The following is a 22841-nucleotide window of genomic DNA, read 5'->3' on the forward strand; positions in this document are numbered from 1 at the left end:
CTGTCCGACACGGGAGCCCGCCGGTTGAGACGATCCGCAGGTGGGGGAGCAGCGGCCGGCCGGCGACCGGAGCGCGGACGAATGCCTGCCGGAACAGCCGGCCCGGCCCGAACCTGACGGGTCCGGTCCGCGACGCCGGGGCTGGTGGCTGTGGACCCCGCTGACCGGACTCACGTTGCTGGTGCTGGCCGGTGCGGCGGTGCGACTGGCCGGGCGGTCGGGTGCCGCCGACGCCCTGTGGGCGGTGGCCACCCTTGTCGCGTTGCTGCCGGCTGCCGCGTCGGTGCTGCGGGAGCTGTGGCGGCGGCGCTTCGGCGTGGACGTGATAGCCGTGCTGGCGCTCGGCGGGGCGCTGGTGGTCGGCGAGTACCTGGCCGGCGCGGTGGTCGCGGTGATGCTGGCCTCCGGACGGACCCTGGAGGCGTACGCGCAGCGTCGGGCGACCCGCGATCTGCGGGCGCTGCTGGAGCGGGCGCCCCGTACCGCGCGGCGGCGTACCGCCGACGGGGGTGTCGAGGTGGTGCCGGTGGACCGGGTGGCGGTCGGCGACCGGTTGCTTGTCGGCCCGGGTGACGTGGTCGCCGTCGACGGTGTCACCGAGACCGCCGCGACGTTGGACGAGTCGGTGGTCACCGGGGAGTCCCGGCTCGTCGAACGGGCGGCGGGGGCGCGGGTGGCCAGCGGTGTGGTCAACGCCGGGGCCGCGTTCGGGCTGCGGGCCGCGGAGAGCGCCGAGCGCAGCACGTACGCCGGGATCGTCCGGCTGGCCGAGGAGGCGACCGCCCGCAAGGCACCGACGGTCCGGCTGGCCGACCGGTACGCCGCCGCCTTCGTGCCGTTCACGCTGGTGCTGGCCGGGCTGGGCTGGGTGCTCTCCGGAGAGTTCCTCCGGGCGGTGGCGGTGCTGGTGGTGGCGACACCGTGCCCGTTGCTGCTGGCCACTCCGATCGCCATCGTCTCCGGGTTGTCCCGGGTGGCCCGGCGTGGGGTGCTGGTCCGCGACGGCGGTTCGCTCGAGATCCTGGGCCGGGCGCGCACCCTGCTCGTCGACAAGACCGGCACGCTCACCGCCGGCCGTCCCCGGGTCGCCGACACCGTCGCGGCTCCCGGCGGCGACCCGGACGAGGTGCTGCGGGTGGCCGCCTCGGTGGAGCAGTTGTCCTCGCACGTGCTGGCGGCGGCGCTGGTGCGCTCCGCCGGTGAGCGGGGTCTGCGTCTGGTCACCCCGGCGGAGGTGACCGAGGAGCCGGGTCGGGGGGTGAGCGGGCGGGTGGCCGGCCGGTGGATCCGGGTCGGGCAGTTCCCCGGCGAGTTGCCGGAGTGGGCCGAGCGGGCCAGCGGGCGGGCCGGCGCGGCGGGGCACTCGCTGGTCTGGGTGGCCGACGAGGCCGGGCCGCTCGGCGCGGTCCTGTTGGAGGATCCGGTACGCCCCGACGCGCGCCGGACGGTGGATCGGCTGCGTGCCGCCGGGCTCACCCGGATCGTGATGGTCACCGGGGACCGGCCGGAGGACGCCCGCCGGGTCGCCGGGGCGGTGGGCGTCGACGACGTACTGGCCCGGTGCACCCCGCAGGAGAAGGTGAGCCGGGTTCGGGCCGAGGCGGAGCGGGCGGTCACCGTGATGGTCGGTGACGGGGTGAACGACGCTCCGGCGCTGGCGGAGGCGCACGTCGGCGTGGCGATGGGGGCCACCGGGGCGACCGCCTCGGCCGACGTGGCCGACGCCGTGCTGAGCGTGGACCGCCTCGATCCGCTCGCCGACGCGGTCGAGGTGGCCCGGTACGCCCGCCGGATCGCGGTGCAGAGCGCCACGGTGGGGATGGGGCTGGCGCTGCTCGCGATGGGATTCGCGGCGGCCGGTCGGCTGCCCCCGGTGGCGGGCGCGTTCCTCCAGGAGGGCATCGACGTGCTGGTGATTCTCAACGCGCTGCGCGCCCTCCGTGGTGGACCGCGTGGGCCGGCCTGACTCGGCCGGCCCACGGGTACCTCAGCGTTCCCGGACCACCGCCACCGCGCAGTGGGCGTGCTGGAGGAGTTGCTGGCTTACCGAGCCGAGCAGCATTCCCCGCAGCCCACCGCGTCCCCGGGTGCCGACGACGATCAGTTGCGCGTTGCGGCTGGCGTCGATGAGCAGTCCGGCCGGTGCGGCGGCGGCCGTCTCGACGGTCACCGCGACGTCGGGGAAGGTGTCCTGCCAGCGGTGCAGCGCCTCGTCCAGTTCGGCGCGCTGGTCGGCCAGTGCCGCGTCGCGGACCTGCTCGCCGAGCAGACTCCACTGGTCGCGGCGAGGCTGCCAGGCCCGCACCACGTGCAGCGGCACCTGCCGCAGGGCGGCCTGCTCGAAGGCGAAGCCGAGGGCCAGCAACGAATGTTCCGAGCCGTCCACGCCGACCGCGACGTGCCCGGCCCGGTCGCTCTCGGTCGGCCGCCGACGGACCACCACCACCGGGCAGTGCGCGTGCGCGGTGACGGCGACGGCGGTCGAGCCGGCGAGCAGGCCGGCGAAGCCACCGTGCCCGCGGCTGCCCAGCACCAGCAGGCCGGCCCGCGTCGAAGCCTCCTCCAGGATGAGGGCGGGTGGGCCGTCCAGCACCTCGCCGCGTACGTCCAGGCCGGGGTGGGTGGCGGCGGCGTCCGCCGCGGCCTTGCCGACCAGCTCCTCGACCTGCCGACGGGCCTGCTCGTCGGGCCACATGCCCGGTGTGACACCCGGCCCGACCCAGCCGGCCACGGTCAGCCACTCGAAAACGTACGCCAACCGGACCGGCCGGCCGTCGCGGCGGGCCTGATCCAGCGCCCACTCCAGGGCCGCCGCGGCGTCCGGCGAGCCGTCGTAGCCCACCAGGATCTCCGCGCCGCTGGCCGGCCCGGTGCTCTGCTCGCTCATCACGGGTACCTCCTCACCGGTTGGTCGGGTCGGTCTCGCGGACCCAGCGCCATTCGGCCACCCGGGGGTCGTCCTCACCGAACCGGCGGGTGTAGTCGCGGGCCGACTGGCGAGCGTCGGTCATCTCCTGCCGCAGGTGCGCGGCGCGGGAAGCCAGCCCCGGTACCCGGTCGATCACGTCGATCACGAGGTGGAAGCGGTCCAGGTCGTTGAGCATCACCATGTCGAACGGTGTGGTGGTGGTGCCCTCCTCCTTGTACCCGCGGACGTGGAGGTTGTCGTGGTTGGTCCGGCGGTAGGTGAGCCGGTGGATCAGCCACGGGTAGCCGTGGTACGCGAAGATGATCGGCTTGTCCTGGGTGAACAGCGTGTCGAACTCGGAGTCCGGCAGGCCGTGCGGGTGCTCGGAGGCCGGCTGGAGGCGCATCAGGTCGACGACGTTGATCACCCGTACCTTCAGTTCGGGCAGGTGCTGGTGCAGCAGGTCGGCGGCGGCGAGGGTCTCCAGGGTCGGCACGTCGCCGGCGCAGGCCAGGACGACGTCCGGCTCACTGCCGTCGTCGGTGCTGGCCCAGTCCCAGATGCCCAGGCCCCGTCGGCAGTGCGCGATGGCCTCGTCCATGGTGAGCCAGCTCGGCGCCGGCTGCTTGCCGGCCACCACCACGTTGATGTAGTGCCTGCTGCGCAGGCAGTGGTCCATGGTGGAGAGCAGCGTGTTGGCGTCCGGCGGCAGGTAGACCCGTACCACCTCGGCCTTCTTGTTCATCACGTGGTCGATGAAGCCCGGGTCCTGGTGGGAGAAGCCGTTGTGGTCCTGCCGCCAGACGTGGCTGGAGAGCAGGTAGTTCAGCGAGGCGACCGGCTGCCGCCAGGGAATGCCACGGGTGACCTTGAGCCACTTGGCGTGCTGGTTGACCATCGAGTCGACGATGTGGATGAACGCCTCGTAGCTGGTGAAGATGCCGTGCCGCCCGGTGAGCAGATAGCCTTCCAGCCAGCCCTGGCACAGGTGCTCGGAGAGGACCTCCATCACCCGCCCGTCGGGGGAGAGGTGCTCGTCGCCGTCGACCGTGCCGGCGACCCAGGCCCGGCCGGTGACCTCGAAGGCGGCCTGGAGCCGGTTGGAGGCGACCTCGTCCGGGCCGAACAACCGGAACGACTGCGGGTTGGCGGCGATCACGTCCCGGACCCACTTGCCGAGTTCGCCGGTGGCGCTGGTGACCGTTTTGCCAGGTCGGGGCACCTCGACGGCGTAGTCGCGGAAGTCGGGCAGGACCAGATCGCGCAGCACCGAGCCGCCGTTGGCGACCGGGTTGGCACTCATCCGCCGCGGTCCCTTGGGCGGCAGGTCGGCCAGTTCGGCGACGGGCGCGCCGGTGGCGTCGAACAGCTCCTGCGGCCGGTAGCTGCGTAGCCACCGCTCCAATTCGGCCAGGTGCTCCGGGTTGCTGCGCACCTGGGACAGCGGCACCTGGTGGGCACGGTAGGTGCCCTCGACCCGCTTGCCGTCCACATCGCGCGGCCCGGTCCAGCCCTTCGGGGTACGCAGGACGATCATCGGCCAGCGCGGGCGTTCGACAGTCGCGCCGGAGCGGGCGCGGCGCTGGATCTCGGCGATCTCGTCCAGCGCCCGGTCCAGGGTGGCGGCCAGGGTCTGGTGCACCACCGCCGGATCGTCGCCGGCCACCACGTAGGGCTGGTAGCCCTGGCCCCGCATCAGGTCGAGCAGGTCGGACTCGGGGATGCGGTCCAGCACCGTCGGGTTGGCGATCTTGTAGCCGTTGAGGTGCAGGATGGGCAGCACCGCGCCGTCGCGGGCGGGGTTGAGGAACACGTTGGACAGCCAGCTTCCGGCCAGCGGGCCGGTCTCCGCCTCGCCGTCGCCGATCACGCAGGCGACCAGCAGGTCGGGGTTGTCGAAGGCGGCGCCGTAGGCGTGGCTGAGCGCGTACCCCAGCTCGCCGCCCTCGTGGATCGAGCCCGGCACCTCCGCCGCGACATGGCTCGGGATGCCGCCGGGGAAGGAGAACTGGCGGAACAGCCGGGCCATGCCGGCCTCGTCGCGGCCGATGTCGTGGTAGAGCTCGCTGTAGGTGCCTTCCAGCCAGGTGTTGGCCACCAGCGCCGGTCCGCCGTGGCCGGGCCCGGTGATGTAGATGGCGCTGAGGTCCCGCGCCACGATTGTCCGGTTCAGGTGGGCGTAGATCAGGTTCAGCCCGGGGGAGGTGCCCCAGTGCCCGAGCAGGCGGGGCTTGACGTGCTCGGCGGCCAGCGGTTCACGCAACAGGGGATTGTCCAGCAGGTAGATCTGCCCGACAGTGAGGTAGTTCGCCGCCCGCCAGTAGGCGTCCAGCCGGCGCAGCTCGTCATCGGTCAGGGGGCTTCGCAGGTCTACAGCGGTGTCCATACTGCTTGAGCCTCTCGCGGGTCGGTGAATCCTGCATCCGCAACGCGCGGTTTCCTCTGTCAGCTTCGCCGAATCGGCGATCCTGGATCAGGGCCGTTGGTCCCGCCGGCCCGGGTGTCACGACCCGTCACGGTCCGGTGCGCCGGTCACGCCACGGATCACGATCACCGGGGACGGGGCGTGGTAGAGCAGCGACTGGCTGACCGCCCCGAGCATCCCGCGCAACGGTTCCTCGCCTCGGGCGGCGACCACCACCAGCTGTGCCGAGCGTGACTGGTCGACGAGCACGTCACCGGGCTCGCCCCGGATGACGTGGCACTCGACGGCGGCGTCGGGATGGTCGGCCCGGTGACGGGACACCATGTCGCTGAGTCGTTCGGTGGACTCCTCGACGTCGCCGTCGGAGTCGACCACCCAGACCGCCAGCAGCCGTGCCTGGTGTCGGGTGGCGCAGGTGAGCGCCCAGCCCAGGGCGATCTCGCCGGAGGTCGAGCCGTCGACTCCGACCAGGACCGGGCCGGACGGCGGCGGTTCCCGTCGGGCGACCAGGACCGGGCAGTCGGCGCGGGCGGCCACCTGCACGGCGGGACTGTCGGCCGGGATGCAGCGGTCGCAGTGGGCCATGCCGCCGTCGCCGACCACCACCATGAAGGCCGCCTCCGACCTGCGGACGAGGTTCGCCACCGCCGAGCCCTCGGCGATCTCGGCGGTCACCGTCACGCCCGGCTCGTTCTCGTTCACCACAGTGGTCGCCTCGGCGATCAACTGTTCGGCCTCGGCACGGGAGCTGGAGACCGCAGGCGCGTCCATGGCGGCCCAGTTGAACGCGTGCAGCAGGTGCAGCGCGCGTCCGTGGGCGGCGGCGACCCGGGCGGCGAGACGGGCCACCGGCAGGGCGTCCTCCGGACCGACGCCGACGAGCACCGGCGCGTCGCTGGCTGCGGCCACCCGACATCACCCCCGCAGCTGTGGCACCCGGCCTGCGTCTGAGGCTAGTCGCGCCGGTGCGGCCCCGGGGCGTGATCGCCCGGACGGCAGCCCGGGGTGGGCGCTCAGTGCGCTGGCCGGGCCCGGAGCACGACAGCGCTGGCATTGTCCGCCCCGCCGGCATCCAGTGAGGCGAGCAGCAGGGTCCGGACCGCGTCCGCCGGGTCGGGCCGGGTGAGGGCCTCCCGCATCACGTGGTAGCCGACCTGGTCGCTCACTCCGTCGGTGCAGAGCAGCCAGGTGTCGCCGGGACGCAGGGTCACGGCCAACAGGTCGGCCTCCGGTGCGGCGGGATGGCCGGCGTAACGGGTGAGCTGGTAGCGGGCCCTGGCGGCGGCGGGAGAGTCGGCCGGGTACCAGCCGTGCAGCAGACCCAGCCAGGCGACCGTGTGGTCGGTGGTGACCAGTTCCAGCAGGTCGTCGCGGAGCCGGTAGGCCCGCGAGTCACCCAACTGGACTACCCAGCCCTGCCCGCCCTGCGGCTCGACGACCAGACCGGTCAGGGTGCAGCCGGTCAGTTGAGGGCTACCCCGGCCGGCCTCGAGTACGGCGGCTTGGACCGTGTGGGTAACGGTGCGTAACCGCTCTGCCCCGACGTCGGGCCACGCCTCGCGGACCAGCGCGGCGAACGTGGATACGGCGGCTGCGCCGGCGCGACGGCTGCCCTCACCGTCGCCCATGCCGTCGGCCACCACGGCGAAGGGGAGCGTGGAATCGAGGTGAAGTACGTCGTAGTTGTCGCGGTACCGGTTGCCGACCACGCTGCCGCCGACCGTCTCCAGCTTCAGGTCGGTGAGCGTGAAGCGGCGTACCTCGTCTCTCGCGTCCCGGCTCACTGGACCTCCAACCCGACGACTGACGCGGAGCTCCGCGCGGCCACGACCCTAGCGAAGGGGAGCACCACGGGAGGTGTCAACCAGGGTTGACAGCCCATTGGCGTCAATGTAGGTTGACAGCATGAGTCAGGCGACGGAACTCGCGGCCGCGGCAGGCAGCACCGACCCCCGGGTCGGTCTGCGTGCCGTCCGCGCCCTGCGCCGGCTGCTCGAACGGCTTGAGGTGGTCCAGGTCGACAACGCCCGACGACAGGGCTGGTCGTGGCAGGAGATCGCCGATGCGCTCGAGGTGAGCCGGCAGGCGGTGCACAAGAAGCACGCCGGGCGACCGGCGGTCGAATCCTCCTGGGAGGCGTGATGTTCGAACGATTCACCGACCGTGCCCGCACTGTCGTGCGGCGGGCCCGCGACGAGGCCCGCGCCGAGGGTCAGCGGCCGGTCGGCACCGAGCACCTCCTGCTCGCCATCCTCGCCGAGGGTGACGGCCTGGCCGTACGGGTGCTTCGCGACGCGGGCGTCACCGCCGACGACCTGCGTGAGCGGGTCCGCCGCCACACCGAGACCGGTGGCAGCGGCCTGGGCGAGGCCGACGCGGCGGCGTTACGCGAGATCGGCATCGACCTGTCCGCCATCGTCGCCCGGATCGAGGAGTCGTTCGGTCCGGACGCCCTCCGTGAGGCGATGCCGGCGCCGCGCCGCCGATGGGGCCGGCGGCGGCCGACCGGCGGCCCGTTCTCCGCCCGCGCCAAGAAGGTGCTGGAGCTGTCGCTGCGCGAGGCGCTGCGGCTGCGTCACCGCCACATCGGCACCGAGCACATCCTGCTCGGCCTGCTGCGCGAGGGCAACGGACTCGCCGCGCTCGCCCTCACCGAAGCCGGTGCCGACCTGGCCGACATGCGCCACCGGGTCGAGCTGGCCCTCCGCACCAGCGCATGAAACTCCCCGCATCCCCCAGCAGCCTTTCGCCGTGATCTTGCAGTTTTGGTCGCTTTTATTCGGCTCTTGTGGCATTTGCACCGACAGAAACTGCAAGATCGCGGGTGGAAGGTGGTCGCCGGTGGGGGCGCGTGTCCCGGGGGCCGTTTGTTGAAACGTTGGTGGCGGTGGTTTGTGGGGTGAATGGAGGCACAGTGGCTTCGGGTCGCTCAACCCGACACGGTGCTGCACACTGACGCCGTGGAAGCTGGACGGCACGAAGGGCCGCTGCGTAGTGCGGTGGTGGTCAACCCGGTGAAGGTGACCGATCTCGACGCGTTGCGCCGTACCGTCGGTGACACGCTCGACGCGGCTGGTTGGCCGGAACCGCTCTGGTTCGAGACCACCCCCGACGATCCCGGTCGGGGCCAGACCGAGAAGGCCCTCGCCGCCGGGGTCGACGTGGTCTTCGCCTGCGGCGGTGACGGCACGGTGATGGCCTGCGTCGATGCCCTGGTCGGCACCGAGGTGGCGCTCGCGGTGCTGCCACAGGGCACCGGGAACCTGCTCGCGGCCAACCTGGGCCTCTCCGACGACCTGGCCGCCGGGCTGGCGGTGGCTGTCGAGCGTGGCCGGCGCCTGCTCGACGTCGGCGAGGTGGACGGGCAGCACTTCGCGGTGATGGCCGGCATGGGCTTCGACGCCCAGATGCTCGACGCCACCAGCGAGACCACCAAGCGGCGGATCGGCTGGCCGGCGTACGTGGTGGGGGCCGTGCGACACCTGCGGGACCGACCGATGCGGGTGTGGATCCGGCTGGACGACCAGCCGCCGCTGCGCCGCCGTGCCCGGTCGGTGCTGATCGCCAACGTCGGCCGGCTCCAGGGCGGGGTGACCCTGCTCACCGAGGCGGAGCCCGACGACGGCTACCTCGACGTCGCCGTGCTGACTCCGCGCACGCTGCGGCACTGGCTCTCGCTCGGTTGGGCGGTACTGCGCCAGCGGGACCGGGTGCCGCGGATGGAGGTGTACCGCGCCCGTCGAGTGGAGATAACAAGCAACCGGAACCAGCCTCGGGAACTGGACGGCGACCTGATCGAGCCGGGCCGCGAGCTGCGGGTGCAGATTCGGCGGCGGGCGTTGTGGTTGTGCGTACCGCGACCGGAGCAGGACCCCGACCTGGCCGAGGACGCCAGGGCCGCCGCCGAGCGGGGTGAACGCCTGGTCGAGGAGGGCCGAGGTGAGCGCGAGGAGTGAGCCTGCGAGCCCCACCGTCGTGAACAAGGGGCGGGTCGGGTGAGCGCGAGGACTGAGCTGCCGGCCCCTGCGGTCGTGAACGAAGGGCCGGTGCGGTGAGCGCGCGGAGCGGCCCCGCGGTCCCGGTCGTCCCGAGCGAAGGGGCCACCCGGTGAGCAGCACCAGGATCGTGCCGGAGACCCGGCTGATGTCCGACGAGCAGCTCTGCGCCGATCACGCGTGGCAGACACTGCGCCGGGAGGGCGGCTGGCACCTGTTGCGGGACGCCTTCACCCGGTTCCGCTACGGCGACGGGTTCAGTCACTCCCGGGCCTTCGCCTTCCAGCTCTGCCTCGCCGTGGTGCCCTTCCTGATCGCCCTCACCGGGCTGATCTCCGAACTCGGCGTGGCCGAGGGGGGCGAGGTGGTCGCCGACACGGTGCTGGCGTTGACCCCCGGTACCAGCGAACAGGTGGTTGGCGAACTGCTCGGTGAGGGCGACGAGGCGGGCGCCGAGCGGGTCGAGGAGACCGGCGAGGTGGCGCTGACCCTCGGCCTGATCACCGGTCTGGTGGCGTTGACAAGCACCATGGCTCAGATCGAGCGGGGCGCCAATCGCATCTACGGCGTCGAACGGGACCGCCCGGCCCTGCGGAAGTACCTGCGGGCTGCGGTGCTCGCGGTGAGCGCCGGCCTTCCGGCGCTCGCCGGGTTCCTCATCCTGGTCGGCGGCGGGCCGATGGGCGACTCGGTGGAACGCCACTACTCCTGGGGTGATGTCGCCAGCACGGTGTGGGACCTGGTGCGTTGGCCACTCAGCCTCGGCCTGACGGTGCTCGCCGTCGCCGTGCTGTTCCGCCACGCCCCCCGCCGTCGTCAGCCCGGCCTGTCCTGGCTGCTGTTCGGCGCCGGCATCGCCACCGCACTGTGGTGGCTGGCCAGCCTGCTGCTCGCCGGCTACGTGCGGTTCAGCGAGGACTTCGGAGAGACCTACGGCGCGCTGGCCGGGATCATGGCGCTGCTGCTGTGGGCGAACCTCACCGGCATGGCGCTGTTCGGAGGACTCTCCTTCGCGGCGCAACTCGAGGCGGTACGCATCGGCGTGCAGGAGCCGGCCAAGCCCGATCTGTGGGAGCCGGACGCGCAGCGGGTGCCGGTGCACGACACCGGCGAGATGACCGCACTCTGACCCGCTGGGGCCGTTGGCACACCCTCGGGTGTACCGCAGCGGCGTACCGGGTACTGCGCCACGCCAGAAGCGAAGGAGGCTGCCGTGGGTGCGGTCAGGGACGTACTGCGACGACCCCTCGGGCACTTCACCGAACGTACGCTCGCCGGCCTGGCGCTCGTGCTCGGTGCCGGGGTCGGCTTCGGGTTGCTGCTGGTGCTGGTCCGGGTACGGTGGTCGCCGCTGTACGACGTGGACCACGGTGTCGCCCAGTGGCTCAACGACCAGGTGGCGCCGATCGGGCCGCTGGTGACGGTGCTCAACGCCATCACCGACCTCGGTGGACGGGCGGTCATCATCTGGTTGGTGACCGTCGCCGTGGTCGGGTTGCTGATCCGCCGGCAGGGTCGCCTCGCGGCGTTCCTGATCGTCACCGGTGCGGGTGCGCTGATCCTCGACCCCTCGCTCAAGACGCTCGTCGACCGGCTGCGTCCCGAGGTGGACGTGCCGATCGGCGCGTACGCGGGGCAGAGCTTCCCCAGTGGTCACGCCCTCGGGTCGATGGTGGCCTACGGCGCGTTGCTGCTGGTGTTCCTGCCGGCGATGGCCCCTCGTTGGCGTCGGGTCGCGATTGCTCTGGTCGGCACCATCGTCTTCCTGATCGGGTTCACCCGGGTCGCGCTCGGCGTGCACTTCCTCTCCGATGTGATCGGTGCCTGGCTGCTCGGCGCGGCCTGGCTGGGCGTCACCGCGTACGCCTTCCGGTTGTGGCGGTTGGAGCGGGGCCGGCCCGCGGTGCCGTTCACCGAGGGGTTGGAGCCGGAGGCCGGGCACGAGGTGGCGCCCGCCCCGGACGAGGAGAAGCTGCTGCCGCACGCCCGGGCCGGCGTCGCCGAGATCATCGTCGGTTGGGTGCTGGTGTTCGGTGCCCTCTACGGCTTCGGCATGTTCGTCAGCTACTACGCCGACGACACCTTCCTCGCCCGCCTCGACGAGACGGTGCCCACCTGGTTCGCCGAGCGCCGCACCGCCTCGCTGGACGAGTTCAGCTGGTGGTGGAGCAAGGTCGGGGACACCCACGCCATCATGCTCATCTCGCTTGTCTTCTGCCCGCTGGTGCTGGCGATCTGGCGGCGTTGGCGACCGGTGCTCTTCGTGGCGTTGACGATGTTCGGCGAGCTGACCCTCTTCCTCGCCAGCGCGGCGGCGGTGGATCGGCCGCGCCCGCCGGTGGAGAACCTGGACGGTCCGATGCCGACCTCGTCGTTCCCGTCCGGGCACATCGCGGCCACCCTCTGCCTGTGGGTGGCGATCGCCGTCATCGTGTTCGCCCGTACCGACAGGTGGTGGCGGTGGGTCTTCGTGGCGCTCGCCGTGGTGATGCCGGTCGGGGTGGCGGTCTCCCGGATGTACCGGGGTATGCACCACCCGACCGACTTCATGGGCGCGATCCTGCTCACCACGCTGTGGATCGGGTTGTTGTACTGGGTGGTACGCCCCAACGAGGACGTCCGGCAGGGCAACCAACCGGCCATCGAGTCGGAGGACGTGGACACTCTCGACGACGAGCTGGCCCGGGCCGGCCAGCCGGGCTGAGCCGGCCGTGCTGAGGGTGATGACCTGGAACATCCGCACCGGCGGTAGGGACCGTGGTGGTCCCGACCGGCGCGAGCTGGTGGCCCGGGTCATCGCCCGGCAGCGGCCGGACGTGCTCGCCGTACAGGAACTGGGCGACCTCGACGTCGCGGGCTTCGCCACCGGCGTCGGACTCCGGCCGTACCTGGCCCGGTCCTGGCTGGGGCAGCCGGTCGCGCTGCTGGTGCGCCCGCTGTGGCCGGTGCTGGCCGGCACACCGGTCCGCCGGCCGTTCCACCACGCGGCCCGACGCGTGGTGCTGGGCACCGACGCCGGTCCGCTGACGGTGCTCGGCACCCACCTCGACCCGTACTCGGGAACCCGCCGGCTGATAGAGGCAGGGTGGGCGGCCGCCGCCCTGCGCCGGGGCCGGAACGGCCTGGCGCTGCTCGCCGGCGATCTGAACACCCTCGACCCGTACGCCGGGCACGCCGACCGGGTGGGCCGGCTACCGCCCGCGTACCGTCGCCGGCACCTGCGCTCCGACGGGCGGACGGTGGAGACCCGCGCGGTGGCCCGGCTGCTGGCCACCGGGCTGGTGGACCTCGGAGCGGGCGCCGGACCCACGGTGCCCACCGCCCACGGTGGCGCCGAGTTCGCCGAGATGCGACTGGACTACCTGCTCGCCACCCCTACGCTCGCCACCCGCCTCAGGCACGTGGGAGTGATCCGCGACCCCGACACCGAGCACGCCTCCGACCACTATCCTCTGCTCGCCGAGTTCGCCCTCACCCCACCCGTCCCGCGTTGATCAAGAGCCGGGACCAGAACCCCCTGGTCGGCAGCGGTGGGGCATCAGAGGAGCAGGTTGAGCAGGACGGTCAGGACGATCGAGGCGACGATGGAGAAGAGAATCATCAGGAGGCAGCCGACGCCGCCGCCGGCGGGGCGGATCTCCGTGTTGCCGATGCGCATGGGCTCGTCCTTCGGTCAGCTTGTCGGGATGTTCATGGCGAGCAGGGCGCGGACGGTCTCGGCGACCTGCCGCGGTGCGGTCGTGGCGACGTTGTGCGCCGCACCCGGGACGGACACCGTCCCGGCTCCGGGCACCAGTTCGGCGACCCGTGTCCGCCAGGCCGCCGGCACGAGGGGGTCGCGTGCGCCGGCGATCACCAGGGCGGGCACGTCGATCCTGGTGAGGTCGTCCTCGATCCGGTTTCGGACCGAGTGTGAAAGGGTGGCCCACACCCGCCACGGACGGGCGTCCACCACGTCGCGGAGCAGGATCGGCACCTGCCAGAGCGCCTCGCGGGTGCTGTCCACCAGCCAACGGCCCGCCTGAGCGCGCCGGGAGCGGGCCCCCGGATCGCTTGTCGGGCCGGCCAGCACCACCGCGCGCACCGCCTCCGGGTGGCGTACGGCGAGGGCGGCGGCGATCTCGGCGCCGAACGAGTGCCCCAGCACGCATACCGGCGGCAGCCGGTACGCGGCCAGCAGCGCCGCCAGGTGGTCGGAGTGCTGTTGCGCGTCGTAGACACGGGACGGACGCCCGCTGAGCCCGAAACCGGGCAGGTCCGGCGCGTACACCGGGTGGGTGTCGGCCAGGATGGCCGCCAGCGGCGTCAGGTAGCGGTGCGACACCGCCAACCCGTGAACCAGCAGCACCGGCGGGCCGGGCCGGTCCTTCCGGACGGTGCGGCGCACGTGGGTGCGCAGACCGTCGACCATGTGCCACTCGCTGGTCAGGCCGGCCGCGTCCGCCGGGGCGGACAGCGCCAGCCGCAGCGGCGCCGGTCCGGAGCGGTCGGCGGCGGCACGACGTGCCGCGGTGCGGGCGGCAGGCGGCTCGGGGCGTCCGCCCGGCCGTGACCGGCGGATCACAGTTCGCGGAGTCGGGGCAGCAGTTCGTCCTGCGCCCAGTCCAGGAACATCGGCTGACTGTCGCCGCCCACCTGGACCAGTGCCACGTGGGTGAAACCGGCGTCGACGAACTTCTTGAACGCCGCCACGTGTTTCTCCACGTCCGGGCCGCAGGAGAGCCCGGCCGCCACGTCCTCCTCGCGCACGCTGCGGGTGGCCGCCTCGAAGGAGTCGGTGTCGGGCAGGTCGGTGTTGACCTTCCAACCCAGCCCGAACCAGCGGAACTGGTCGTGGGCGATCTTGCGGCACTCGGCCTCGTCCGGTCCGTAGCAGATGGCCACCTGCCCGTACCGGGGACGTCCGGCCCCACCGGCCTGCTCGTACATCTCCACCAGGTGCGGCTCCGGATCGGTGGCGATCATGCCGTCGGCGTACTCGGCGGCCAGGGTCGCCGACTGCCGACCGGAGGCGGCCACAGCCATCGGCACGGGCGTGTCGGGCCGGTCCCAGACGTAGGCGTCCGGCACGTCGAAGTGGTTGCCGGAGAAGGTCAACGTCTCGCCGTTGAGCAGCGGGCGGATGATCTGCAACGCCTCCTCGAACATCTCGTGCCGCTGCTGGACGTGCGGCCAGCCGCCCACGACGTGCTCGTTGAGGTTCTCCCCGGCACCGAGGCCGAGGGTGAACCGGCCGTCGGAGAGCACCCCGAGCGTCGACGCCTTCTGCGCCACCACCGCCGGGTGGTATCGGCGGATCGGGCAGGTCACGAAGGACATCAACGCCGCGCGGGAGGTGGCGTGCGCGACCGCGCCCAGCACCGACCAGGCGTACGGTGAGTGACCCTGTGACTCCAGCCAGGGGTAGTAGTGGTCGGACATGACGAGGTGGTCGAAGCCGGCCGCCTCGGCCCGCACGGCATGGTCGACGAGTTCCTTCGGACCTGCCTGCTCGCACATCAGGGTGTAGCCGATGCTGACCATTGACGTCTCCTTCCGGGCCGGGGCGGATCATTCCGGATACCCCGGCCCGGATCGGTCAACCCTGCTCGACGCTTGACGGTGCACCCGGGCGGTGCCTACCGTTGTCTGAACCGGTTCAGATGCCGGCGTGGTGTGCATCCTGTGGTGGGGATGTCCGCCCCCGTGACGGCTCGGTGTCTCCTGGGTCGTCACGGGTAGCCGGCGTACTGAACCGGTTGCTTTCGCTATCCCATCGGCATACGCTGATGCCTCGCCGGGCCTGAACGCGGCTGTCGGGCTGCAGCCGCCCACCTGCCACTCACCGCACCCCCTGGGCACGGGGGAGACACCTCCTGCGAGGAATGCATGAGAAAACTGTTCGCGGCCGTCGGCGCCGTCCTGCTGGCGACCGTCGCCGCAGTGTTCGCCTTCGGACCTTCGGCCCACGCCGCCGCCGGCTTCACGGTCAGCAACGGGCGGCTCTACGACGCCAACGGCAACGAGTTCATCATGCGCGGGGTCAACCACGCGCACACCTGGTACCCGAACCAGACCAGTTCCTTCGCCGACATCAAGGCACTCGGCGCCAACTCCGTGCGGGTGGTGCTCTCCAGCGGCGACAGGTGGACCCGGAACAGCGCCGCCGACGTGTCCAATGTGATCCAGCTCTGCAAGACCAACCGGCTGATCTGCGTGCTGGAGGTGCACGACACCACCGGGTACGGCGAGCAGAGCGGAGCGATCACCCTGGACCGCGCGGTCGACTACTGGCTCAGCATCGCCAGTGCGCTGAACGGCCAGGAGGCGTACGCGATCGTCAACATCGGCAACGAGCCGTACGGCAACCAGAACTACTCGTCGTGGGCCACCGACACCTCCAACGCGATCCGTCGCCTCCGCAACGGCGGCCTCACCCACACCATCATGGTGGACGCCCCGAACTGGGGTCAGGACTGGTCCTTCACCATGCGCGACAACGCGCCGACCGTGTTCAACGCCGACCCGGCCCGCAACACGGTCTTCTCGATCCACATGTACGGCGTCTTCGACACCGCTGCGGAGATCAGCGACTACCTGGGCCGTTTCCGCAGCCGTGGTCTGCCCATCGTGGTCGGCGAGTTCGGGCACAACCACTCCGACGGCAACCCCGACGAGGACGCCATCCTCTCCTACACCCAGGCCAACGGCATCGGCTGGCTGGGCTGGTCGTGGAGCGGCAACAGCGGCGGCGTGGAGTACCTCGACATGGCCACCAACTTCAACCCGAACCAGCTGACCAGTTGGGGCCAGCGGTTGTTCAACGGCACCAACGGCATCCGGCAGACCGCACGCGAGGCCAGCGTCTACGGAAGCACCCCGCCGACCACGCCGCCGCCGTCGACCCCGCCGCCGTCGACCCCGCCCCCCTCCACCCCGCCGCCGTCGACCCCGCCGCCGTCCACTCCGCCGCCGGGCGCCGGCTGTACGGCGACCTACTCGATCAGCGGACAGTGGCAGGGCGGTTTCCAGGGTGACGTCCGGGTGACCGCCGGCTCCAGCGCCATCAACGGCTGGACGGTGCGCTGGACGTACGCGAACGGCCAGACGGTGACCCAGTCCTGGAACGCCACGGTCACCAGCAGCGGGTCCACCGTGACCGCCCGCAACGTCGACTACAACGGCCGTCTCGGCGCCGGAGCCAGCACCAACTTCGGCTTTCTCGGCAGCTGGAACGGCACCAACTCCGCTCCCACGGTGACCTGCACCGCAAGCTGAACCGCACCAACGGTGGCCGGGCCGGTACGGGCCCGGCCACCACTGCCGGTCAGTGGACGTCCCGGCGCTGGCTCTGCCCCTGCCGGGCGATGGCCCGCTCCCGGTCGGCGATGGCCTCGGCATCTCCCGGGCGTCCGGATCGCAGGATTCCCCGGCCGGCGCGCCCCGGCCGATCACCTGCCAAGTCGGGCCCGGTCGAGGCCCGGCCGCTCGACATGCGGCAAAGTGGGTCCACCGCCCAGCGGGAAAGCCCGACACCCCGCATTCCGAGCCGATCACACGTCAAGCCCGACCCGCCGCAGTCCCGGGCCGGGCACGCGCCACACCCGACACGGCCGACGCCCCGGCCGGTCACCCGCCGAGCCGGCCCGGTCAATGCCCGGCCGATCACGCGCCAGCGGGCACGGGCCGGGCGATCGAGGCGGAAAGGGCTCAGTCGGAACTGCCTGATGCGCGGAAAATGAGGGAGTGTTCAGGTGGGCCAATGGCTTTGTTCACCCATTTCACCAGTTCGGTACATTCGGTGAGGTCCGGGTGGTCGCAGTCCAGAGCGTGGGAAATAATTGCCAACGAGGCCCGTGAATCGCTTATTCGTTGTCGCAGTACGTTTCGCTGTTCCGTCAGCAGCTTGCGCCGTACCGCCGGTTCGTCCTGGTTGGTCAGTAGTTCCCGCAACTGGCTGAGGGTGAACCCGGCCTCCTTCCCGAGCAGGATCAGGCAGACCTGATCCACGTGTTTTCGCTGGTAGTGGCGGCGTCCGTTGGGTTGTCGCCCGGGGTTGAGCAGACCCATCGCCTCCCAGTGCCGCAGTACGTGCGGAGCCAGGCCGAACCTGCCGGCCAACTCGCCGATAGTCATCGATCGCCCACCAGATCTTGACTTCATGTCAGCATTAACTTGCATCATTGCGATTGGCGTCAAGCCGCGGCGGCCGACTCCCGGAAAAGCGATGAAAGTCTTGACAAGTGGAGGCGTCAGTGCAGTTGTTGCGTGAAGCGGGTCATGTGAGGTTGCGGGCGGTATTGACCATGCTGGTGGTGCTCGCCGCGGCAATCGGCGTCAACCTGGCGGCGTCATCGCCGGCCAGCGCGGCGACCACGACCATCTGCAAGAGCTCCGGAGTGCCCGCCGGCTATGTGATCATCGCTGAGGGCTCGTCCAGCTCCTGCCCGTACGCATACCCGAACACCTGGACCATCACCACCCCGTCCACCACCGGCACCACCACGGTCTGCAAGGTGTCGAGCATTCCGGCCGGCTACGTCATGCTCAGCGAGGGCAGCTCGACGCAGTGCCCGTACGCGTGGCCGAACACGATGACGATCCGCATTCCGTCCACGACCACCACGACGGTGGTCTGCAAGGCCGGGCCGCTGCCGGACGGCTACGTGATCCTGGCCGAGGGCAGTTCCACGCAGTGCCCGTACGCGTGGCCGAACACCTGGACCATCCGCATCCCGGCGGCATCCGGCACCACAGTGGTCTGCTCGGTCTCACCGGTGCCCGCAGGCTACGTGGTCGTCGGCACCGGCTCGTCCACCCAGTGCCCGTACGCCTGGCCGAACACCAAGACCATTCGACGCCCCTGACCTGATCGGGCGCGTTTCGCCGGGCGGACCGGATTCGGGCCGCCCGGCGAAGCGGCACACCCGCGACGGGGTCGGATGTGACAGCTCCACGTTTTCGGCACGACACGACGCCGCATCCCTTTGTTTTCAGGCACCTCACAGGCCCGCTCGATAGGGTGCGCTGGTCCGCGTCCGCTCCCACAATGGAGTTCGGGCACCAGACCCCGCAGGAGTACCGATGGTCTTCAAGAAGATGTTGAGCGCGTTGGGCGTGGGCGGTCCCAGTGTGGACACCGTCCTGGCCAACCCGAACACCAGGCCCGGACTGGCACTCGACGGTCAGGTGAACCTGCTCGGCGGGGACGCCCCGGCGAACATCGAACAGATCGCCATCGGCCTGGTCACCCGGGTCGAGATCGGTGAGCAGGCCGGCGTGATGGAGTTCCACCGTCAGGTGGTCAGCGGTCCGCTCCAACTCGCTGCGAAGCAGGCGTTGTCCATCCCGTTCCAGCTGCCGCTGCCCTGGGAAACCCCGATCACCGCGGTGTACGGCCAGCGTCTGCACGGCATGTCGCTGGGGCTGCGTACCGAGCTGGCGATCGCCCGCGCTGTCGACAAGGGTGACCTGGACGAGATCAACGTGCATCCGCTTCCGGTGCAGGAGCGCATCCTGGAGGCGTTCCTCCAGCTCGGTTTCCGGTTCAAGAAGGCCGACCTGGAGCGCGGCATGATCCACGGCGTACAGCAGACGTTGCCGTTCTACCAGGAGATCGAGTTCTTCGCCGCACCGCAGTACGCGCAGACCATCAACGAACTCGAACTGACATTCGTCACCAACCCGCACGGCGTGGACGTGGTGCTGGAGTGCGACAAGCGCGGCGGCTTCCTGGCGCCGGGTCACGACGTCTTCGGCCGCTACCAGGTGGCGCACACCGACGCGGAGCGCTCCGACTGGGTGCAGGTGGTCGACGGCTGGTTGCAGGAGACGATCGGCCGCTTCGGCGCCATGCGCGCCCAGGCGTTCGGTCCGCAGGGCTACGGTCCGCAGGGTTACGGCGCGCAGAAGTTCGGCCACCCGCACCAGCGCCGGGGTGGCGTCGGCATGGGTGGGGTGGTGGCCGGCGCTGCGCTGGGTGCCGCCGGTGGCATGCTCGCCGGCCACATGATCGGTAACGCCTTCGAGGGCGCCGAGGAAGAGGTGACCGAGGCTGCCGGTGACTTCGGTGGTGACTTCGGCGGCGGTGACTTCGGCGGTTTCGAGGAGTTCTAGGCGGACGGGCCGCGGCCGGGCGCGGCACTGCCGCACCTGACTTCCGGAACGGTCCAGGTACGACGAGACGGTGGCCCTTCGGGAGAGGATCCCGAAGGGCCACCGTGCGTACGCGGGCCGCACTCGCGGCTCCGCCTGGCCGGGGTCAACGCCCCCGCTTACGCTCCTCACCGGAACGCTTCGGGCTACCGGCCTTGGCCAGACCACGGCTACCCAGGTAACCGAGGGTCAGCAGGGTGATGAAGAACCACGCCTGGCCGGGGTTGTTCAGGTTCAGGCCGTACGAGGTCGTGCCGCGCCAGAAGGCGGCGATGACCACAGCGGTGACGGCAGCCGCGTAGATCCAGAACTCTGTCGTCAGGAACGACTGCTTCGTCTCCGTACCCGGTGCCGGCATCTGCTCCCGGTGCCCGTCGTGCATCATCGGCATCTGACGGGTGGGCGCCTCCTGCATGGCCGCGCGGTTCTGCACGTCCTGCGCCGGGCGGTTCATCGGCCTGGTAGATGCAGCCTGCGTGCTCATCTGTCCTCCTCAGGATTGATGAGTCGTAACCTGCGACCCTCGCCCCGCTACCGCGTGTCGGCCACGGCACGGTTCGCGCACTTGGCGGGGGCACCCCGGGTCTACCCCTGCCGACGGGGGCAGTAACGCCAGGCCGGGCCGCGATTCCCGCCGTTCGCGCGGGCGGCGCTGGGATTCAGCGCCGCCCCCGCTGAGGCTCACCGCAGGCCGTTGCGGACGGCCACGCCGACAAGCAGATCCGGGTCGTCGGTGATGATGCCGTCGACACCGAGGTCGATCACCCGTTGCATCACCGCCGCGTCGTTGACGGTGTACGGGATCACCTTCAGGCCGTACCGGGTCCGCAGGGTGCGTACGTCCGGTCCGTGGAAGTACGTCGGGTCCTGCCGCAGGTACCAGTCCGCGTGGGTGACGGAACCCTGCGCCGGGTCGTGCACCTGCCAGTTCGCCGACACGGTGGACGCGCCGGCCGCCCGGGTGAGCTTGCCCAGGTCCCGGTACTTCCACCAGTCCAGTCCGGCGGTCCACGGGCTCTTGACCGACCGGTCGCCGTACACCGCCCGCAGCGAGCACTCGTCGGCCAGCCCGGCGCACTCCGCCGGCCCGTACTGCCAGACCAGGGCCACCGTCTCGATCCGCCGATCCAGGTGCCGCGCGTAGGTGATGGTGCGCCAGTCGAAGGACTGGATGGTCACCCGGCTGGTGAGGCCGGCGCGCTGGACGGCGGTGACCAGCTTGCGGGTGAAGCTGCGGTACGGCTCGGTGTCGTTCACCAACGGGCTGATCTTCGTCTCGACGTTGAACCGGACGTCCGTTCGGCCGCTCGCCTTCACCAGCGCGAAGACCTCCTCGAGGGTGGGGATCCGGGCACCCGGGGCGGGCACCTGCGCGGGCATGTCGGCGGCGGTCCGCGTACCGCAGTCGAGGGTTTTGAGCTGCGCGAGAGTCAACCGGTGCACCAGCTTGCCCACGTACGGGAACTGCGGGTCGCGCGGCCGTACCGGCACGGTGTCGAGGCAGTGCGAGCCGTTGACCGTACGGTCGTGCAGCACGACGAGCTTCCCGTCGGCTGTCACTCCGGTGTCCAGTTCCAGGGTGGAGATCGCCGGGTTGGCCAGGGCGTTGGCGAAGGCGGGCAGGGTGTTCTCCGGCCGGGTCGCCCGTCCGCCGCGGTGTGCCTGGATGTCGAACGGCGGGGCGTACGCCCGGGGCAGCCGGTAGCCGCGCTGCGTGAGCAGCGTACGCAACCGGTCCGGGTAGTCGGTGATGATGCCGTCCACCCCGTCGTCGATCAGCTTTGCCATTGTCGGCACGTCGTTCACCGTCCACGGGATCACCGTGATGCCGTTGCGGTGCGCGTGGGTCACCAACTCCCGGGTGACGTACGGCCGGTAGCCGGGGTCGGTGACGGTGCCGTTCTGCGGGAAGCCGTGCACCGGTGAGAACGCGGTGACACCCAGGCTGCGGATCGCCCGGATCGGGTCCCCGCCGAAGTCGTCGATGTCCAGCCCGCCCAACCACGGGGACGCCCCCGGTTGCCCGATCTGGAGGAAGTCGTAGTTGGTCAGCGCCACCAGCGGCAGACGTGGCTCGACCTGACGCATCCGCTTCAACGCGCCCCAGTCGAAGCTCTGGATGGTCACCTGCCGCAGCAGCCCGGCGGCCCGGACCTCCTGTGCGGTGACCTGGACGAACTGCTCCCGTGGTGCGGTCTCGCTCGGCGCTCCCGCCTCCACCTTGGTCTCCACGTTGAGCGTCACATCGTCCGCCCGGTACCGCTTGACCAGCGCGAACACCTCGCTCAGCAGCGGCATCCGCGCCCCCGGCACGGCGAGTTGCCCGGGCCGGTCCGGCAGCGTACGCGAACCGCAGTCGAGGGTGCGTACCTGCGCCAGGGTCAACGTGTTCACGTACTTTCCGACGTACGGGAACTCGGGGTCACCCGGGACGACCGGGCCGGTGTCGGTGCACTTCGCGGAGCTGACGCGCCGGTCGTGCGTGACCACGGCCCGTCCGTCCTCGGTGATCTGGATGTCCAGTTCGAGGGTGCTCACCCCGAGCTGGAGGGCGTTGCCGAACGACGCGAGGGTGCTCTCCACCCGCAGCCCGAGTCCGCCACGGTGGGCCTGTAGGTCGAAGTCCCGGTCTGGTCGCGGGCGTGCCGCGGCAGGTGCCGCAAGCATTGTCGTCACGATCGTCGCGGCCAGGGCCGCGACGGCGGTACGGCGTACGGTGCGCACGCTGTCCTCTCCCTCCTGCGGGGATCTCCCGCCGAATCCGCAGCACAGCATCGGCAGCCGGCACGGCGGGCAGGCAAGCGCTGTGCGACGGCCCGGTGAACCGGCGGTGCGGGTTTGCCGCGCCGGTCACCGGGCACGCAGCGAGACCGACCCTTCTGCGAGGTGATGGATCGTGCGTGAGGACGAGATGCGACAGGACGCCGCCCGCCGGGCCGAGGAGCGGATCGCCGGCGGCGTGTACGGCGAAGGTGCCCTCGATGAGGTGACCGTGCCGCCGACCGATGTGGAGAGTCAGTTGCAGCGCGAGGACCCGGACGATCCGGCCGACGTGCCGATCGACCCGACAGTGCTACGCGACGGCGGCCCGACGCGCGGTCAGGGCGCGATCACCACGACCGGCGGCACCGCCGGCCCGGCCAGCGCCCGTCGGGTGGCCCGCCAACCGGAGCGCCACCGCGGCAAGGTCGCCCCGACCACCACCGGTGACGCCACCACCGGCGGCATGAGCACCCCGCCCGGCGGCCCCACAAGCGACCAGTCCACCCCCGCCACCCACCTAGGCAGCTTCGAATAACCCCACCCGCCCCGGCCCCACCCGGTCTCCACCCTGTTGATCATGAGGTTAGCGGCGATCTCGATCTCTGTAAGTGCCGCT

General features: G+C 71.3%; 20 protein-coding genes. 11 read left to right on the plus strand and 9 right to left on the minus strand.

Going from position 1 to position 22841, the window contains the following annotated elements:
- Positions 1-40: 40 nt before the first annotated feature.
- Complete coding sequence (locus tag AB0I71_RS24165; protein WP_357588221.1) at positions 41-1966, plus strand: heavy metal translocating P-type ATPase; 1926 nt, start codon at positions 41-43, stop codon at positions 1964-1966.
- Between the two features lie 21 nt (positions 1967-1987).
- On the opposite strand, the gene AB0I71_RS24170 is transcribed toward AB0I71_RS24165, so the two are convergent.
- From AB0I71_RS24170 to AB0I71_RS24185, 4 genes are all read right to left on the minus strand, one after another.
- On the minus strand, positions 1988-2887 hold the full coding sequence (locus AB0I71_RS24170; protein ID WP_357588223.1) for a universal stress protein: 900 nt from the start codon (positions 2885-2887) through the stop codon (positions 1988-1990).
- Positions 2888-2900: 13 nt separating this feature from the next.
- Positions 2901-5294, minus strand: coding sequence for a phosphoketolase family protein (locus tag AB0I71_RS24175; RefSeq protein WP_357588225.1), 2394 nt, complete (start codon positions 5292-5294; stop codon positions 2901-2903).
- Between the two features lie 117 nt (positions 5295-5411).
- Positions 5412-6242, minus strand: a complete 831-nt coding sequence (locus AB0I71_RS24180; RefSeq protein WP_357588227.1) for a universal stress protein — start codon at positions 6240-6242, stop codon at positions 5412-5414.
- Positions 6243-6346: 104 nt separating this feature from the next.
- Positions 6347-7117, minus strand: a complete 771-nt coding sequence (locus tag AB0I71_RS24185) for a protein phosphatase 2C domain-containing protein (RefSeq protein ID WP_357588229.1) — start codon at positions 7115-7117, stop codon at positions 6347-6349.
- Positions 7118-7238: 121 nt separating this feature from the next.
- Between AB0I71_RS24185 and AB0I71_RS24190 the strand changes: the two genes are divergently transcribed.
- The 6 genes from AB0I71_RS24190 (at position 7239) to AB0I71_RS24215 (ending at position 12822) form a co-directional block, all read left to right on the plus strand.
- Positions 7239-7475: an HTH domain-containing protein gene (locus tag AB0I71_RS24190; protein ID WP_013732409.1), complete on the plus strand. Its 237-nt coding sequence runs from the start codon at positions 7239-7241 to the stop codon at positions 7473-7475.
- The gene (locus tag AB0I71_RS24195; protein ID WP_357588232.1) at positions 7475-8053 is read left to right on the plus strand and encodes a Clp protease N-terminal domain-containing protein; all 579 of its coding nucleotides are present in this window, start codon (positions 7475-7477) and stop codon (positions 8051-8053) included. The genes AB0I71_RS24190 and AB0I71_RS24195 overlap by 1 nt, the downstream gene beginning before the upstream one ends.
- Before the next feature lie 240 nt (positions 8054-8293).
- On the plus strand, positions 8294-9289 hold the full coding sequence (locus AB0I71_RS24200; RefSeq protein WP_357588234.1) for a diacylglycerol kinase family protein: 996 nt from the start codon (positions 8294-8296) through the stop codon (positions 9287-9289).
- A 151-nt stretch (positions 9290-9440) separates the two neighbouring features.
- Positions 9441-10457 carry a YihY/virulence factor BrkB family protein gene (locus tag AB0I71_RS24205; protein WP_357588236.1) on the plus strand — a complete coding sequence of 339 codons (1017 nt, stop codon included), beginning with the start codon at positions 9441-9443 and terminating at the stop codon, positions 10455-10457.
- An 84-nt stretch (positions 10458-10541) separates the two neighbouring features.
- The gene (locus AB0I71_RS24210) at positions 10542-12032 is read left to right on the plus strand and encodes a phosphatase PAP2 family protein (protein WP_357588238.1); all 1491 of its coding nucleotides are present in this window, start codon (positions 10542-10544) and stop codon (positions 12030-12032) included.
- Positions 12033-12039: 7 nt separating this feature from the next.
- Entirely contained in the window at positions 12040-12822 is a 783-nt protein-coding gene (locus AB0I71_RS24215) for an endonuclease/exonuclease/phosphatase family protein (protein ID WP_357588240.1), read from the plus strand.
- A 179-nt stretch (positions 12823-13001) separates the two neighbouring features.
- Here AB0I71_RS24215 and AB0I71_RS24220 read toward each other — a convergent pair whose 3' ends face one another.
- Together AB0I71_RS24220 and AB0I71_RS24225 are read right to left on the minus strand one after the other, a co-directional pair.
- Positions 13002-13892, minus strand: coding sequence for an alpha/beta hydrolase (locus AB0I71_RS24220; protein ID WP_357588242.1), 891 nt, complete (start codon positions 13890-13892; stop codon positions 13002-13004).
- The gene (locus AB0I71_RS24225; RefSeq protein WP_357588244.1) at positions 13889-14851 is read right to left on the minus strand and encodes a TIGR03557 family F420-dependent LLM class oxidoreductase; all 963 of its coding nucleotides are present in this window, start codon (positions 14849-14851) and stop codon (positions 13889-13891) included. Before AB0I71_RS24225 ends, AB0I71_RS24220 begins: the two co-directional genes overlap by 4 nt.
- 345 nt (positions 14852-15196) lie before the next feature.
- Here AB0I71_RS24225 and AB0I71_RS24230 point away from each other — a divergent pair, with 345 nt between their 5' ends.
- Entirely contained in the window at positions 15197-16585 is a 1389-nt protein-coding gene (locus AB0I71_RS24230; protein WP_357588246.1) for a cellulase family glycosylhydrolase, read from the plus strand.
- Between the two features lie 432 nt (positions 16586-17017).
- Here the strand turns inward: AB0I71_RS24230 and AB0I71_RS24235 are convergent, their stop codons facing one another.
- Positions 17018-17443 (minus strand): MerR family transcriptional regulator, encoded by a 426-nt coding sequence (locus AB0I71_RS24235; RefSeq protein ID WP_357588248.1) that lies wholly within the window; start codon positions 17441-17443, stop codon positions 17018-17020.
- A 164-nt stretch (positions 17444-17607) separates the two neighbouring features.
- Between AB0I71_RS24235 and AB0I71_RS24240 the strand changes: the two genes are divergently transcribed.
- Both AB0I71_RS24240 and AB0I71_RS24245 read left to right on the plus strand, forming a co-directional pair.
- On the plus strand, positions 17608-18174 hold the full coding sequence (locus tag AB0I71_RS24240) for a hypothetical protein (protein ID WP_357588250.1): 567 nt from the start codon (positions 17608-17610) through the stop codon (positions 18172-18174).
- Between the two features lie 217 nt (positions 18175-18391).
- On the plus strand, positions 18392-19423 hold the full coding sequence (locus AB0I71_RS24245) for a sporulation protein (RefSeq protein ID WP_357588252.1): 1032 nt from the start codon (positions 18392-18394) through the stop codon (positions 19421-19423).
- Between the two features lie 145 nt (positions 19424-19568).
- Here AB0I71_RS24245 and AB0I71_RS24250 read toward each other — a convergent pair whose 3' ends face one another.
- Positions 19569-19946, minus strand: a complete 378-nt coding sequence (locus AB0I71_RS24250; RefSeq protein WP_357588254.1) for a hypothetical protein — start codon at positions 19944-19946, stop codon at positions 19569-19571.
- A gap of 197 nt (positions 19947-20143) precedes the next feature.
- Positions 20144-22186, minus strand: coding sequence for a glycerophosphodiester phosphodiesterase family protein (locus AB0I71_RS24255; protein ID WP_357588256.1), 2043 nt, complete (start codon positions 22184-22186; stop codon positions 20144-20146).
- A 172-nt stretch (positions 22187-22358) separates the two neighbouring features.
- Between AB0I71_RS24255 and AB0I71_RS24260 the strand changes: the two genes are divergently transcribed.
- A complete protein-coding gene (locus tag AB0I71_RS24260; RefSeq protein WP_357588258.1) occupies positions 22359-22760 on the plus strand; it encodes a hypothetical protein in 402 nt (133 codons plus the stop codon).
- The last annotated feature ends 81 nt before the right edge of the window (positions 22761-22841 follow it).

Source organism: Micromonospora sp. NPDC049891 (genome assembly GCF_040660295.1).
Lineage (GTDB): Bacteria > Actinomycetota > Actinomycetes > Mycobacteriales > Micromonosporaceae > Micromonospora.